Below are 15,873 nucleotides of genomic sequence, written 5' to 3' on the forward strand. Positions count from 1 at the left end.
ACGACGTGAACCTCATCACAGACCTGGATCACCAACATGACGATTGACTACAAGCTTGATGCCGATGGCATCGCCACCATCACCTGGGCCATGCAGGACGTGCCCATGAACGTCCTCAACGAGCAATCCATTCCTGCCTTCTCCGACGCCGTGCGCAGGGCCGTCGCGGACGCTGCCGTCAAGGGCGTGATCGTCACCTCTTCCAAGCCCGAGTTCATCGCCGGTGCCGACCTCAACATGATGCTCGCCATCACGGACGTTGCCGAAATGATGGACTTCGTCACCCAGTTGCACGCCCTGATGCGCGGCATTGAGAAAAGCGGCAAGCCCTTCGTCGCGGCCCTCAACGGCACCACGCTGGGCGGCGGCTACGAGGTCGCGCTGGCCTGCCACCGACGCATCGCCGCCGACAACCCCAAGGCCCAGATCGGCCTGCCCGAGGTGGGCCTTGGCCTGCTGCCCGGCGGCGGCGGCACGCAGCGTCTGCCGCGCATGATCGGTGTGCGCAACGCGCTGCCCTTCCTGCTCGAAGGCAAAAAGCTCGCCCCGCAAAAAGCCCTGGATGCGGGTCTGGTCGATGAAGTCGTGCCGGCCGACCAACTGCTGGCCCGCGCCAGGCAGTGGCTGCTGACTGACGGTGCCGCTGCCGCTGTTCAGCCCTGGGACCGCAAGGGTTTCAAGCTGCCGGGCGGCGCCGTGCAAAGCCCCATGGGCTACGACACTTTGACCGCTGGCAACGCCATGCTGCGCGCCAAGACCTTTGGCAACTATCCCGCACCTGAGGCGATCTTGAACTGCGTCTACAACGGCTGCCAGATCGACATCGACACCGGCTGCAAGGTCGAGATGCGCGAGTTCGTCAAGCTGACGACCGGCAAAGAGGCCAAGAACATGATCCGCTCGCTGTTCTTTGGCATCCCCGCCGCCAGCAAGCTGGCCTCCCGGCCCAAGGGCGTGCCTCAGGCCAGCTACCGCAAGGTCGGCATTCTGGGGGCTGGCATGATGGGCGCGGGCATTGCCTTCGCCGCCGCCGAGGTCGGCATGGAAGTGGTGCTGCTCGACAGCAGCACCGACAGCGCGGCCAAGGGCAAGGCCTACAGCGAGAACCTGTGGAACAAGCGCGTGGCCGCCAAGCGCATGACCGAGGCCGAGTGCACTGCCAAGCTAACCCTGATCAAGCCGACCACCGACTTCGCCGACCTGACAGGCTGTGACATTGTGGTCGAAGCGGTGTTTGAAGACCGCGCCATCAAGGCCGACGTGACGCGCAAGGCCGAGGCGGTGATCGCCCCCGGCGCCCTCTTCGCCTCCAACACCAGCACCCTGCCCATCAGCGGGCTGGCCGAGGCGTCCGCACGTCCGGCCAACTTCATCGGCCTGCATTTTTTCTCGCCAGTCGACAAGATGCCGCTGGTGGAGATCATTCGCGGCCAGGCCACCAGTGACGAATGCCTGGCCCGTGCCATGGACTTCGTCAAGGCGATCCGCAAGACGCCCATCGTCGTCAATGACAGCCGCGGCTTCTACACCAGCCGGGTGTTCTCGACCTACGTCGGCGAAGGCCTGGCGCTGCTGGCCGAAGGCGTGAAGCCGGCGCTGATCGACAACGCCGGGCGCATGGCCGGCATGCCGGTGGGGCCGCTGGCGCTGGCCGACGAAGTCTCGCTCGAATTGATGGCGCGCATCCGGAAACAGACCGCCACCGACCTCGGCAAGGCCTACCAGCGCAGCGCCGTCGACGACGTCTGCGACCGCATGGTGGACCAGCTGGGACGACTGGGTAAAAAAACCGGCAAAGGTTTCTACGACTACCCACAAGATGGCCAGAAACAACTGTGGGCAGGCCTGGCGCAGGCGTTCCCGCTGGCGGCCACGCAACCCACGGTCGAAGAGGTCAAGCAGCGCCTGATGTTCATCCAGTCCGTCGAAACAGCACGCTGCCTCGAAGAAAAAGTTCTGCTGGCACCAATCGATGCCGATGTCGGCGCGATCCTGGGCTGGGGCTTCCCAGCCTACCTGGGTGGCCCGATCGGCCAGATCCACAGCCAGGGGGTGTCCGCCTTTGTCAAAGTCTGCGAGAGCCTGGCAGAGCGGCACGGTGCGCGCTTCGCGCCGCCGCAGTTGCTGCGCCGCATGGCCGCCCAGGGTGAGCGTTTTTACGACCTGTAAGCAGGCCTGTGACCCCATTCGTTCACTGCGACCTTTCAGCGAGAACCGCCCATGCCCGCCATTCAAAGTCAAGTCGACCCGCAGTCAGAGAGCTTCCAGCGCGAGCGCGCACAGATGCTCGCGCTGATCGACAGTTTCCGCACGCTCGAAGACCGTGTGCGCAACACGTCGAACAGCCAAGAAGCCAAGTTCCGCGCCCGCAAACAGCTGCTGCCGCGTGAGCGCATCGCGCTGCTGCTCGACCGCGGCTCGTCGTGGCTGGAGTTTTCGACCCTGGCCGGCTTCAGGATGCACGACGACGACGGCGAGAAGAACGTGCTGGGGGGCGGGATCATCTGCGGCATCGGGGTGGTGTCGGGCATCCGTTGCGTGGTGATCGCATCCGACAGCGCGATCAAGGGCGGCACCATCACACCGATGGGCATGAAGAAGAGCCTTCGCGCCGAAGCCATCGCACTGGAGAACAAACTGCCAGTGGTGCGACTGGTCGAGTCCGGCGGCGCCAACCTGATGCATGTGGGCGAGGTGTTCATTGAAGGCGGCCGCGGCTTCGCCAACCAGGCGCGGCTATCGGCCAGGGGCATTCCACAGGTCTGCGTGATGCACGGCCACTCAACTGCCGGCGGCGCCTACCTTCCGGGCATGTCCGACTATGTGATCATGGTGCGCGGCCGTGCAAAGGCTTTCCTGGCCGGCCCACCCTTGCTAAAAGCCGCCACCGGCGAGATCGCCACCGACGAAGAGCTGGGCGGCGCCGAGATGCACTGTTCGATGTCGGGCGTGGCCGAGTACCTGGCCGAGGACGATGCGGACGGCATCCGCATCGCACGCGACATCTTGGCGCGGCTGCCGTGGAACGACCGCTTGCCGATGCGCGCGGTGAAGACCTGGAAAGAGCCGCGTTATCCGGTCGAGCAACTGGCGGGCGTGGTGCCGGTTGACTTTCGCCAGCCCTACGACATGCGCGAAGTGCTGGCGCGGGTGATCGACGACTCCGACTTCCTCGAATTCAAATCGTTGTACGGCTCCAGTACCGTGTGCGGCCATGGTGCCATCGAGGGATACCCTTGCGGCTTCATCGGCAACAACGGGCCCATTGATCCGCAAGGCGCCACCAAGGCGACCCAGTTCATCCAGTTGTGCTGCCAGTCGGGCACCCCGATCGTCTATCTGCAGAACACCACCGGCTTCATGGTCGGCAAGGATGTGGAGCAGGTCGGCATGATCAAGCATGGCGCCAAGATGATCCAGGCCGTGGCCAATGCCACCGTGCCGCAAATCACCGTGATGACAGGTGCCTCCTTCGGTGCCGGCAACTACGGCATGTGTGGCCGCGCCTACGATCCGCGCTTCGTGTTCGCCTGGCCCAACGCGCGGGTGGCTGTGATGGGCGGCGAGCAGGCCGCCACCGTGATGCGCATCGTCACCGAAGAAAAATTTGCCCGCACCGGCAAGGAGCCACCCGCCGAAACCATGGCCACCATGAAAAGCGAGATCCTGGCACGTTTTGACCTCGAATCGCATTCGCTGTTTGCCACCGCGCGCCTGTGGGACGACGGCATCATCGACCCGCGCGACACCCGCCGCGCGCTCGCCACCACCCTGGCGGTGTGTCGGGAAGCCGGGTTGCGGCCCTTGCTTTCGAACACCTTTGGCGTGGCACGGATGTGAGAACCCTGATGAACTTCACCAAAATCCTGATTGCCAACCGCGGCGAGATCGCCTGCCGGATCATCCGCACGGCCCAGGCGCTGGGCTACCGCACGGTGGCCGTTTACAGCGAAGCAGATGCCCAAGCGCTGCATGTTGCCCTGGCCGACGAGGCAGTGTGCATCGGCCCGGCGCCGGTACGGGAGAGCTACCTCAACGTTGCGGCGCTGCTGGCGGCGGCGCGCAGCACCGGTGCCGACGCGGTACACCCCGGCTACGGCTTCCTGTCCGAGAACGACGGCTTTGCGCAAGCTTGCCTGGACGCCGGGCTGGTGTTCATCGGCCCGGACCCGCAGGCCATCCTGAAAATGGGCAACAAGGCCGGCGCCAAACGCCTGATGCTGGCGGCGGGCGTGCCCTGCGTGCCGGGCTATCAGGGCACCGACCAGTCCGATGCCACGCTGCTCACGAAGGCTGCCGAGATCGGTTTCCCGATCATGGTCAAGGCGGCGGCGGGCGGTGGCGGGCGAGGCATGCGACTGGTCGAACACCCGCAAGACCTCGCGGTCGCCCTGGCCAGCGCCCGCTCGGAAGCAGGCAACGCCTTCGGCAGCGAAGAGCTCATCCTGGAGCGCGCGGTGATTGAGCCGCGCCATGTCGAAATCCAGGTCTTCGGCGACCAGCACGGCCACATCATCCACCTGGGCGAACGCGACTGCTCGATCCAGCGCCGGCACCAGAAGGTGTTCGAGGAAGCGCCCTCCCCGGCGGTCACGCCCCAGCTGCGCGAGCAAATGGGCGCGGCGGCGGTGGCGGCTGCGCGCACCGTGAACTACGTCGGCGCCGGCACGGTGGAGTTTCTGCTCGACAGCGAAGGGCGCTTCTACTTTCTGGAGATGAACACGCGGCTGCAGGTCGAACACCCGGTGACCGAGTGCATCACCGGGCTGGACCTGGTGGCCTGGCAGATCGCCGTGGCCCGTGGCGAGCACTTGCCGCTGACGCAGGAGCAAGTGCACTTGAACGGGCACGCCATCGAAGTGCGCCTGTACGCCGAAGATCCGTACAACGGCTTCCTGCCGCAAAGTGGCGATGTTGCGCTCTGGTGCCCGCCCACGGGCGAAGGCGTGCGCGTTGACCACGGCTTGGCATCAGGCCAGACCGTCAGCCCGCACTACGACCCCATGATCGCCAAAATCATTGTGCACGGCGCGACCCGCGACGAAGCCCGACGGCGCCTGATCGGTGCGCTGCAACGCACCCGCCTGCTCGGCCTGCCCCACAACCGTGCCTTCCTCGAAGCCGTGGCCAGCCACCCGGCCTTCGCCGCTGGCGAAACGACCACTGCCTTTATCGCCCAGCACTTCGGCGCTGCGGCGCTGGTGCGGCCCCAGCCCGACTCGCTGGCGCTGGCGCTGGCCGGCACGCTGTGGTTTGAAGCCAGCGCCACGCCGGTCGCAGCCGCGCCCTGGCGCTCCAGCGGACCGGCACGCTGGCCGATGCTGATCGGCGAGGGCGAACACCGCCATGCCGTGCACATCACGGTCACTGGCACCCACAGCTACACGCTCGAAGTGGGCGCGGCGCTGCACCACATCACCCTCAGCGGGCGCGAAGGCGAGTGCCTGCACCTGATCGCCGATGGCGTGCAGCAGCACGCGGCTGCGGTGTTTGCCGGCGGCGTGTTGCACTTGGAGCTGGGCGACCTGAGTGCCAGCTTTGAAGACCTGACCTATGACCCCCCGGCCGCGGCGGCAGGCAGTACGGAGTCACGCGTGCTCGCACCCATGAATGGACGGGTGCTGGCCGTTGACGTCCAACATGGCGACACGGTCACCAAGGGGCAACGCCTGGCGGTGCTCGAAGCCATGAAGATGGAGCATCAACTGCTGGCCCGTCGCGATGGCGTGGTGGACCAGGTAGCTGTGCGCGCTGGCGACCAGGTTGCCACGCGCGCATTGTTGGTGTCACTGGTCGAGCAGCCTGATTGAGGCGCGCACCGCTCGGCACGCGCGACACACGCCACATCCACGGAGAGTAAAACGCATGCCTGCCGAAACCCTGCCTGCCAAGAGTCCCTTCTATACGCCCGAGCATCTGGCGTTCCGCGACGCGATGCGCCGCTTCGTCGCCAGAGAAATCAGTCCGCACGTGGATGCCTGGGACGAAGCCGAGTCCTTTCCTGTCGCGTTGTACCGCAAGGCGGCCGAAATCGGCCTGCTGGGCCTGGGTTTTCCTGAAGCCTTCGGCGGCAACGACGGCGACCTGTTCATGACCATCATCGCCGCGCAGGAACTGGCGCGTTGCGGTGCTGGTGGTGTCCTGGCGAGTCTGCTGTCGCACACCATCGGCTGCCCGCCCATCGTCAACGTGGGCAGCGAGGCGCTGAAGCAGCGCGTCTTGCCGCCGGTGCTGCGGGGCGAGAAGATCAGCGCACTCGGCATCACCGAACCCTCCGGCGGCTCGGACGTGGCCAACCTCAAGACCACGGCGCGCAGGGATGGTGATCACTATGTCGTCAACGGCTCGAAAACGTTCATCACCTCCGGCATGCGCGCCGACTTCTACACCGTGGCGGTGCGCACTGGCGGGCCGGGGCCAGGCGGCGTGTCGCTGCTGCTGATCGAGAAAGGCACGCCCGGCTTTACGCAAACGCCTTTGAGAAAAATGGGCTGGTGGTGCTCCGACACCGCCGCCCTGTATTTCGACCATTGCCGCGTGCCAGTGGAGAACCTGGTGGGGGTGGAAAACCAGGGCTTCAAGGCCATCATGAAGAATTTCAACCGCGAGCGCATCTTTCTCGCCGCCGGCGCCAACGGCTTTGCCCGCGTCTGCCTGGACGAGGCGCTGGCCTGGTCGCGTGAGCGCGAGATGTTCGGCGGCCGCCTGATCGACCAGCAGGTCACCCGCCACAAACTCGCCGACATGGCCATGCGCGTCGAGGCGACCCAGGCCATGCTGGAATTGCTCGCCTGGCGCGTCGAACAGGGCGATACGCCGGTGGGCGAAATCTGCCTGCTGAAGAACCAGGCCACCCAGACCATGGCCTATTGCGCCAGCGAGGCGGTGCAACTGCACGGCGGCGCCGGTTTCATGCGCGGCGTCAAGGTGGAGCGCATTTACCGCGAAGTCAAGGTCAACGCCATCGGTGGCGGCGCCGAAGAGGTGATGCGCGACCTGGCGGCGCGCCAGCTCGGGTTTTACGCCGGAAGCCCTGGATGAAGTCCGCCGCCTCACCCACACAGCACATGCCGCCTTCGGCGCTGCCCGAGGCCATGCGCCTGGCCTTGTCGGGCGCGCCAGCGCCTGACTGCGCGCACGGCTTCCCCCGTGCCTGGTGGCGTCATCTCGGCGCCAGCGGCCTGCTCGGTGTGGGCTTCGACAGCGACGGCGGGGCGCCCGTCACGGACGCCGTGCAGGTCAGCGCTGTGGCCGGCATCGTCGCCCGGGAATCCGCCAGCCTGGGTCTGGGCATGGCGTGGATGATGCAGCAGATGCTGGGACGCTTCGTGCTGGCGCCGAATCTGCGCAGCGACCGGCATCGTGCGCTGCTGCGATCCATGGCGCTTGGCGACACATTACTGGCACTCGCGATCTCCGAGCCCGGCACCGGCGCACACCCCAAACACCTGAGCTGCCGGGCGATTCAGGACGGCAGCGACTGGCTCCTTGACGGCCACAAGGCCTTTGTCAGCAACGGCCCGGCAGCCGATGCCGTCATCGTGCTGGCCGTGAGCGGCGAACACGAGGGGCGCAGGCGCTTCGATGCTTTCGTCGTTGAGGTCAACACACCGGGCCTGACCCGCCAACTGGACGACAAAGTGCGCGGACTGGCGCCGCTCGGCCATTGCGGCATGCAACTTGTCGGCTGCCGGGTGCCGGAAAGCCAGCGCCTTGGCGAGCCTGGACAGGCTTTCGACACCATCGCTCGGCCGCTGCGCGCGATCGAAGACGCCCTGCTGCTGGGCCCCATGCTCGGCGCCATGCAAGCCGAGCTGGATACATTGGCGCGCTGGTTCCAAAGCTCCGCCCGGACCCCTGCATTGACCCGGGACCTGGGTGGCTTGCAACTCGAACTCGATGCCCTCTCGCCCGTTGCACGTCATGCCGCCCAGCACCTGGACCAGCACGGACCCAACGAGGCGTTGGCGGCATTCAATCTGGGCGCGCGCCGCCTGCTTGATCGCTGGCAAGGCACCTGTGAATCCTTTGCCGCGGCCCTGGACGACCGTGAACCGACCCTGCTCAACCTGGCGCGCGATCTGCGCCTGGTGCAGGGCATAGCCCGCGGCATCGCCGAATCCCGACAACTTCAAACCGGCGAAAAAATGCTGCTCTCCAAGGAACCCCGTGAAAACACTACACCAACCCCACTTTGACTCCATCGATGGCCTGGCGCAGCGGCTGGCTGCGGTCGACTACATTGCCAGCCGCGAAATCGCCACCTCGGTCTATCTGGGATTCAATCTGGAAAAGCCGATCCTTGTCGAAGGCCCGGCCGGCGTCGGCAAGACCGAACTGGCCAAGGGCATGGCCGAGATTCTCGACGTGCCCCTGATCCGCATGCAGTGTTACGAAGGCCTGGACGAATCCAAGGCCTTGTACGAGTGGAAATACGGCAAGCAATTGCTCTATACGCAACTCCTCAAGGACAAACTGGGGGAGATGATGCAAGGCGCGGTGGGACTCGCGGCCTCCATCGAGCGGCTGCATGCGCACGACGATCTGTTCTTTTCCGAGCACTTTCTTGAGCCGCGCCCGCTCTATCAGGCCTTGCACCAGGAGCGCGGCTGCGTGCTGTTGGTGGACGAGGTTGACAAGTCCGACCCCGAGTTCGAGGCTTTCCTGCTCGAAGTGCTGTCCGACTTTCAGGTCTCGGTGCCCGAACTCGGCACCATCAAGGCCAAGGTAAAGCCCATCGTTTTTCTCACCAGCAACAACACGCGCGAGATGAGCGACGCGCTCAAGCGCCGCTGCCTGCACTTGCACATTCCATTCCCCGAGGCGAAGCTGGAGCGGCGCATTCTGGAGCGCCGCGTGCCAGGCCTGTCGGAAACACTGAACCGCGAACTGGTCGCTTTCATTCAGGCGGTGCGGCAGATGGGCCTGAAAAAGCAGCCCTCGGTCAGCGAGACCATCGACTGGGCCAAAACGCTGCTGCTGCTGCACGCCGAACACTTGAGCCTGGACATGGTGAAGGGCACGCTCAGTGTCTTCCTCAAGTTCGAGCAGGACATCGCCTCGGCCAGCGAGCAACTGCCGGCCCTGCTGCAACAAGCGCGCAAGGATGCGGAGATTCCCCGTGCAAGCCACGCTTGAGGATTTCTTCAAGGCGCTGCGCGGCAGCGACCTCGAGATCAGCCTCAACGCCCAGGTCGATGCGGCGCGCGCCGTGGCGCTGGTCGGCTGGAGCGACCGCACCCTCCTGAAAAGCGCACTGGGCACGACACTGGCGAAAACCACCCCGGATCGCGCCCTGTACGACGAGGCCTTTGACCGCTTCTTCCGTTTCAATTCCTTCGAAAACATGGCCGCGCAAGGCAGTCCGGCCAAGCCCTCCTTCAGGCCCGACACCGACCCCAACGCCAACCCCGCTTCAGACGCCATGGCCGCGCAAGACCTGCCGGACCCAGCCCAAAACAAACAGACCGCAACCGGTTCCGGTGGGCCGGGCGGCTGTCAGGGCAGCGGTGGCCAGGCCTTGTCGCAGTTGTTGCTGTCGGGTGACTCTGCGGCACTGGCAAAGCGCATGCAGGAAGCCGCGCGCGAGGTGGGCCTGACCGACATCTGGTTTTTCACCCAAAAGGGCTACTACACCCAAAAGATCCAGCAGGCCATGGGGCTGGAGCTGCTGGACCGCGAAATCTCTGACGCCAAACGCCAGACGCTGGCGCCCGAGCGTGCCAAAGACCTCGAACGGATGCGCAAGAAATTGTTCGAGGAGGTGCGCAATTTTGTCGAACGCAAACTCGCGCTCTACGGCACGGCACCGACGCGCCAGTTGCACGACGACTTCCTGCAATCGCAAAAGCTCTCCAACATCGAAAAGCGTGATTTCGCGCGCATGCACGTCATCGTCAGCAAAATCGCCAAGCGACTGGCCGATCGCCACTCGCGGCGCAAGAAGAAGCGGGTGCGCGGCCAGCTCGACTTTCGCAAGACCCTGCGCAAAAACGCTGCCTACGATGGCGTAATGTTCGAGACCTTCTGGCGCTCCAAAGTGGTGGACCGGCCACGCGTGGTGGCGATCTGCGACGTCAGCGGCTCGGTGCGCCAGTACGCGCGTTTTTTGTTGCTGTTCCTGCACAGTCTGGGTGAGCAGGTGAGCGACCTGCGCAGCTTCGCTTTCACCAACCACCTGGTCGAGGTGAGCGACACCTTTGAGTCGCTGCCGGTCGAACAGGCGGTCGACAAAGTGATGCAGGCGGTGGGCGGCAGTGGCACCGACTATGGGCAGACGCTGCTCGACATCGAGGCGCAGTTGCTCGAGGACATCGATCGCCGCACCACCGTGCTGATTCTCGGCGACGCGCGCAACAACCGCGGTCAAGCCCAGGCTCAAGTCATGCAACTGCTCTACCAGCGCGCGCGCCGGGTCATCTGGCTCAACCCCGAGCCGGTGTCGTTCTGGGGCCTGGGCGATTCGGAGATGAAGCGCTACGCCCCTTATTGCCACATCGCGCGCGAATGCAATTCCCTCGCACACCTGGAAAGCACGCTCGACGCCTTGCTGCGCACCCACTCTGCCAGCGCCTGAAGCCCAAACCCACATCCTCGCTCAACAGACACTGCCCATGGTCCGCCCCACATTGCAGCTCCACCCCCACAGAGAGCCGGTCACCGCGCACCCGGCCGCCACCCTGCTGCTGCTGCGTGATGGTGCGCTTGGCGTCGAAGTGTTGATGACCCGGCGCTCGCCAAAAGCCAGCTTCTTGCCTGGCGCCTATGTTTTCCCCGGCGGGCGAGTGGACGCTGACGACCACCAGGCGCATACACTGGCACGCGCCCCCAACGCGGGCGGACGCTACCGCACGGCAGCACTGGCTGCACTGAGGGAAACCTTCGAGGAATTGGGCATCCTGCTGGCGGTGCAGGCCGATGACAAGCCGATCACCCGCACCCACCTTCAAGCGCTGGACCGCAGTGAAGCGCTGTACCCGCAACTGCAAAGCCAGGGCTGGTCACTAACGCTCGATCGGGCGCGCATGCTGGCCTGCTGGACCACCGATCGCAGCGTGCCCAAGCGTTTCAACACCGCCTTCTTCGTTGCGCTGATGCCCGACCAGCAGGAGCCGGTGGCCGACGAAATGGAACAGTTCGAGCCCGTCTGGGTCAGGCCCGAGGATGCGCTGACGAAACACCAAGCCGGCAACTTTTTCATGATCTTTCCAACCATCCGCACCCTGCACTGGTTGGCGGATTTCGAGCAAGCCGAGCAGGCCCTGGCGGCCTGTACCGAAGACGTGCCACTGTGGAACTCCTGCCCTCGGGGTGGTCTGGTCAGCGGTCAACTTCAGCGTTTCATGGAGCATGAAGCGCCGTACGGCGAACTCGCGCTGGTCTGCCCGGACGGCCAGCTCGAGCACCCGCTGGACTGGCAACACGAGCGGCCGGTGCCCTTGTTGCGGCACCTGCATCGTCTCACCGCCCCCAACGCCAGCATCATGACCGGCCCCGGCACCAACAGCTACATCCTTGGAGACGCGTCCAGCGGCTACATCGTCATTGATCCGGGCCCCTTGCTGAACGACCATATCGAGCGCCTGCTCGCTTTCACGGCAGGCCAGATCACGGCCATCGTCTGCACCCACTCGCACCCGGACCACTCCCCCGCCGCGCAGCCGCTGGCCCAGGCCTGCGCCCGCCTGGCAGGCCATACTCCGCCGGTGCTGGGCCTGGCTTGCGCCGCCACTGCCCGCTCCACGGCTGTCTTCGCCCCCGACCGAGCTCTGGCCGACGGCGAGCGCCTGATGCTGCACGATGGCGAGCACAAAAGCACCCTGCGCGTGGTCCATACACCAGGGTACGCAGCCAACCACCTCTGCCTCATCCTCGAAGAAGACGGTCTGCTGTTTTCGGGCGACCACATCCTCAGCGGAAGTACCACCATCATCGACCCGCCCGATGGCGACATGAGCGCCTATCTCGATTCGCTGGACCGCCTGGCGCAGATCTGCGAGAAGGACGGTATCGAGTTCATCCTGCCGGCGCACGGTCACGTCATTGGCTGGGCGGCGCAGTCCATTGCGCAGCTAAAGGCGCACCGCCTGCGGCGCGAGGCCAGGGTGCTAGCGGCCATGCGCGCCGTCCCGCAAGGCGGCTTGGACGACTGGCTAACTCTGGCCTATGACGACACCCCCGCAGCGCTCTGGCCACTGGCGCGCCGTTCGTTGGCGGCCCATGTGCAACGCATCGAGCAACTCGCGATGCTTTGAACCCCATACGCTTTTTAGACAACCCACAGGAGCTCAATATGAATACCAACGCCCCCAACCTTGACCGCATCGCAGCTTGCAAGCAAGGCTGGAACGATAGCCCTTTTCTGAAGGCGCAAGGGCTTGAAGTTGAAGAAACAGCTGTAGGCCGAGCTGTTGTACGACTTCCTAAGGCCCTTCCCACCCAACGCGGCGGCGGCGGTTCGGACACCGTGCTCAATGGCGGCGTCATCTCCTATATGTTCGACGGTGCGCTTGGCTGGGCCATCATCTCCTCGCTGCTGGCCATGCCCGAGGCGTCCGACATTGATCCCTTCGAGCTTCGCCAGTTCACGATCAACCTCGACATCACCTTCCTCAATGCCGCCGTGGGCGATAGCTTCGAAGCACGCGGCAAGGTGGTGCGCATCAGCCGCACGACGGCATTTGCCGAAGGGGAGTTCCTGGATGCCAATGGCACAGTTTGCGCCACCGCCAAGGGTATCTGGCGCGTGTTCTGGCCGCGCAGTATTGCATCCACCCCGCGCTGACCCCGCTCCCCCGAATAACCCGGAGACATCCATGAAAAAAATAACCCTTCGTATTGGCAGCGCCTCGGGCTTCTGGGGCGACTCCGAGTTCGCCGCCGCCCAACTGGTGCAGCGCGGCAACATCGACGTCCTGGTGTTCGACTACTTGGCCGAAATCACCATGTCGCTGCTCAGCCGCGCCAAGGCCAAAGACCCGGCACAGGGCTATGCACCGGATTTCGTGACCACCCTCCAGCCCCTGATGAAGGAACTGAAGTCGCGCGGCATCAAGGTCATTGCCAACGCGGGCGGTGTCAACCCGTCTGCCTGTCGCGCTGCGCTGGTGGCTGCAGCCCAGGCCGAAGGTGTCGATCTGAACATCGCCGCCGTGCTGGGCGACGACCTGATGCCCCAGGTTGAGGCCCTGCGCTCGGCCAACATCCAAGAGATGTTCGCGGGCAGCCCCTTTCCACAAAAAGTCATGAGCGCCAACGCCTATCTGGGCGCCTTCCCGATCGCCGCGGCGCTCGATGCCGGCGCCGACGTCGTGGTCACTGGCCGCTGCGTCGACAGCGCGGTCACACTGGCGCCGCTTATCCATGCCTTTGGCTGGACCGCCGCCGACCACGATCTGCTCGCGCAGGGCAGCCTGGCTGGTCACCTGATCGAGTGCGGCACGCAGGCCACCGGCGGCAACTACACTGACTGGGATTCGGTGCCGGGCTGGGACGACATGGGCTTTCCCATCGCCGAGTGCCGCGCCGACGGCAGCTTCGTCATCACCAAGCCCGAAGGCACTGGCGGGCTGGTCTGCCACTCCACGGTGGGCGAGCAGATGCTCTATGAAATCGGCGACCCGCGCGCCTACATCCTGCCCGATGTGGTGTGCGACTTCACCAGCGTCACGCTGACGCAGATCGGCCCCGACCGCGTCGAGGTCAAGGGCGCGCGCGGCCTCCCGCCGACCGATCAGGCCAAAGTCAGCGTCACCTACGCCGACGGCTTTCGGGCCATGAGCTTGTTCATGATCGGCGGCATCAATGCCGGCGCCAAGGGGCAGCGCGTCGGCGCCGCAATGCTGGCGCGCATGCGGCGACACTATGCACAGCGCGGTTGGCCCGACTTCACCGAAACTTGTGTCGAGGCCATCGGCGCTGAAGACACCTACGGCCCCCACGCTCGGCCCGATGCGCGCGAAGTGATGCTCAAGGTCGGCGTGCGCCACCCGGTCAAGGACGCACTCGAACTGTTTTCGCGCGAAGTGGCGCCGATGGCCCTGATGTCGGCCCCGGCCATCACGGGCTTCACCGGTGGTCGACCCAAGGTGCAACCGGTGGTTCGGCTGTTTTCCTGCCTGATCCCCAAGACCCAGCTGGCCGCGAGCATCGACATGGGCGACAAGACCGTGGCGGCACCGCCATGGCACGGCCAGGCGTTTGATCCGGCGACCCTGCCCCAGGTCGGCGGCCCGCTGCCTGCCGCCGACGCCTATGCGCGCGGCACGCGCATAGTGCCGCTGGTGAAGCTGGCCTGGGGCCGCAGCGGCGACAAGGGCGACGCCGCCAACATCGGCGTCCTGGCGCGTCAACCCGGCTACCTGCCTTTCATCCGCGCCGCCCTGACCGAGCAGGCCGTGGCGGCCTGGTTCGCCCACCTCGTCAAGGGCAGCGTGCAGCGCTTTGACCTGCCCGGCACGCACGCGCTGAACTTTCTGATGCACGAAGCCCTGGGCGGCGGCGGCATCGCTTCGGTTCGCATGGACTCGCAGGGCAAAGCCTTTGCGCAGATGCTGCTCGATTTTCCAGTCCCGATCCCAGCCGACTTGGCACTTTGACAACTTTCGCCCCTGCCCCCAATCCAAGACAGAGAAATACACCATGAACACCTCGGCCACTACCGCGATAGCCAACACGGCTTCCACCGCCTTGAGCGCGCGTATCCGCGATGTGCAGGAAGCCACCCGCGGCGTCACCACCCTGTACCCGCGCAGCTACATCCTCCAGTGCATCAAGGAAGATCGCTTCCCCGACGAGCTGTGGCAAAAGCTCGGCGAGTTCGGCCTGCTCGGCCTGTCCGTCCCGGAAGAGTATGGCGGCTCCGGAGGCGGCGTACTGGAGATCACCGCGCTCAATGAAGCGCTGGCTTTGGCCGGCGTGCCCACGCTGTTCCTGGTCGTCACAGGGCTGGGCCGGGTACCGATCATGCGCCACGGCACACCCGAGCAGATCAGGAAATACGTCACGCCGACTTGCACCGGCGAGAAGAAGTTGTGTTTTGCCATCACCGAGCCCAATGCCGGCACCAACAGCTTTGCCATGACCACACTGGCCACACCGGACGGCGATGGCTGGGTGCTCAATGGCCAAAAGGTCTTCATTTCTGGCGCGCGCGATGCCGACTACATGCTGGTGATCGCACGCACCACCAAGGCAGGCGAGGTGAAGCATCGCACCGACGGCATCTCGCTGTTCGTGCTTGACATGAAAACGCCCGGAATCCAGCTGACGCAACTCAACATCCAGGTCGAAACCGCCGAGCGCCAGTACATGGTGTTCTTTGACAACGTCAAGCTGCCCGCCGACGCACTGATCGGCGAAGCCGGCAAGGGCGCCAAGCTGATGTTCGAAGGCCTGAACTCGGAGCGCCTGCTGGCCGCTGGAGCCGCAATCGGCTTGGGCGACTATGCGCTGGCCAAGGCGGTAGCCTATTCGAAGGAGCGTAAGCCCTTCGGCAAGCCAATTGGCTCCTACCAGGCACTGCAGCACCGTATGGCGCAGGCCAAGGCGCAGATCGAGGCAGCGCGGCTGATGACCTACAACGCCGCCGAGCGCTTCGACGCCGGCGAGGATGCTGGTGCCCACGCCAACATGGCCAAGCTGCTGGGCTCGCAAGCGGCGGTGGCCGCCGTAGAGGCCGCGCTGCAAACCCACGGCGGCTACGGATTCGACCGCGACTACGACATCATCACGTTGTGGCCCATGGTGCGCCTGCTGGAAATCGCGCCCATCAACAACGAGATGCTGCTCAACTACATCGGCGAACATGTATTGGGCTTGCCTAAGTCATACTGAGCCGATGGCCGTCATCCCCGGTACCGACCACCCAGACCG

11 protein-coding genes are annotated in these 15,873 nt (G+C 65.1%); all 11 read left to right on the forward strand.

What is annotated here, in order from left to right:
- Positions 1–36: 36 nt before the first annotated feature.
- The 11 genes from ASE11_RS24800 to ASE11_RS24850 are packed head-to-tail and all read left to right on the forward strand — an operon-like array spanning position 37 to position 15,834.
- Positions 37–2,169: a 3-hydroxyacyl-CoA dehydrogenase NAD-binding domain-containing protein gene (locus ASE11_RS24800; RefSeq protein ID WP_056278451.1), complete on the forward strand. Its 2,133-nt coding sequence runs from the start codon at positions 37–39 to the stop codon at positions 2,167–2,169.
- Between the two features lie 51 nt (positions 2,170–2,220).
- On the forward strand, positions 2,221–3,840 hold the full coding sequence (locus ASE11_RS24805) for an acyl-CoA carboxylase subunit beta (RefSeq protein WP_056278454.1): 1,620 nt from the start codon (positions 2,221–2,223) through the stop codon (positions 3,838–3,840).
- A gap of 8 nt (positions 3,841–3,848) precedes the next feature.
- Positions 3,849–5,810, forward strand: a complete 1,962-nt coding sequence (locus ASE11_RS24810; protein ID WP_056278457.1) for an acetyl/propionyl/methylcrotonyl-CoA carboxylase subunit alpha — start codon at positions 3,849–3,851, stop codon at positions 5,808–5,810.
- Positions 5,811–5,865: 55 nt separating this feature from the next.
- On the forward strand, positions 5,866–7,041 hold the full coding sequence (locus ASE11_RS24815) for an acyl-CoA dehydrogenase family protein (protein WP_056278460.1): 1,176 nt from the start codon (positions 5,866–5,868) through the stop codon (positions 7,039–7,041).
- Complete coding sequence (locus tag ASE11_RS24820; RefSeq protein ID WP_056278464.1) at positions 7,038–8,198, forward strand: acyl-CoA dehydrogenase family protein; 1,161 nt, start codon at positions 7,038–7,040, stop codon at positions 8,196–8,198. Before ASE11_RS24815 ends, ASE11_RS24820 begins: the two co-directional genes overlap by 4 nt.
- Positions 8,170–9,138, forward strand: coding sequence for an AAA family ATPase (locus ASE11_RS24825; protein WP_056278467.1), 969 nt, complete (start codon positions 8,170–8,172; stop codon positions 9,136–9,138). Before ASE11_RS24820 ends, ASE11_RS24825 begins: the two co-directional genes overlap by 29 nt.
- Positions 9,122–10,576, forward strand: a complete 1,455-nt coding sequence (locus ASE11_RS24830) for a vWA domain-containing protein (RefSeq protein ID WP_056278469.1) — start codon at positions 9,122–9,124, stop codon at positions 10,574–10,576. The genes ASE11_RS24825 and ASE11_RS24830 overlap by 17 nt, the downstream gene beginning before the upstream one ends.
- A gap of 37 nt (positions 10,577–10,613) precedes the next feature.
- A complete protein-coding gene (locus ASE11_RS24835; RefSeq protein ID WP_056278472.1) occupies positions 10,614–12,254 on the forward strand; it encodes an MBL fold metallo-hydrolase in 1,641 nt (546 codons plus the stop codon).
- 38 nt (positions 12,255–12,292) lie between these two features.
- Positions 12,293–12,784 (forward strand): PaaI family thioesterase, encoded by a 492-nt coding sequence (locus ASE11_RS25645; protein ID WP_082586013.1) that lies wholly within the window; start codon positions 12,293–12,295, stop codon positions 12,782–12,784.
- 31 nt (positions 12,785–12,815) lie between these two features.
- Entirely contained in the window at positions 12,816–14,597 is a 1,782-nt protein-coding gene (locus ASE11_RS24845; RefSeq protein WP_056278478.1) for an acyclic terpene utilization AtuA family protein, read from the forward strand.
- 43 nt (positions 14,598–14,640) lie between these two features.
- Positions 14,641–15,834, forward strand: a complete 1,194-nt coding sequence (locus tag ASE11_RS24850) for an acyl-CoA dehydrogenase family protein (protein ID WP_056278480.1) — start codon at positions 14,641–14,643, stop codon at positions 15,832–15,834.
- Positions 15,835–15,873: the final 39 nt, after the last annotated feature.

Origin of the sequence: Hydrogenophaga sp. Root209 (genome assembly GCF_001428625.1) — a bacterium.
GTDB lineage: Bacteria > Pseudomonadota > Gammaproteobacteria > Burkholderiales > Burkholderiaceae_C > Hydrogenophaga.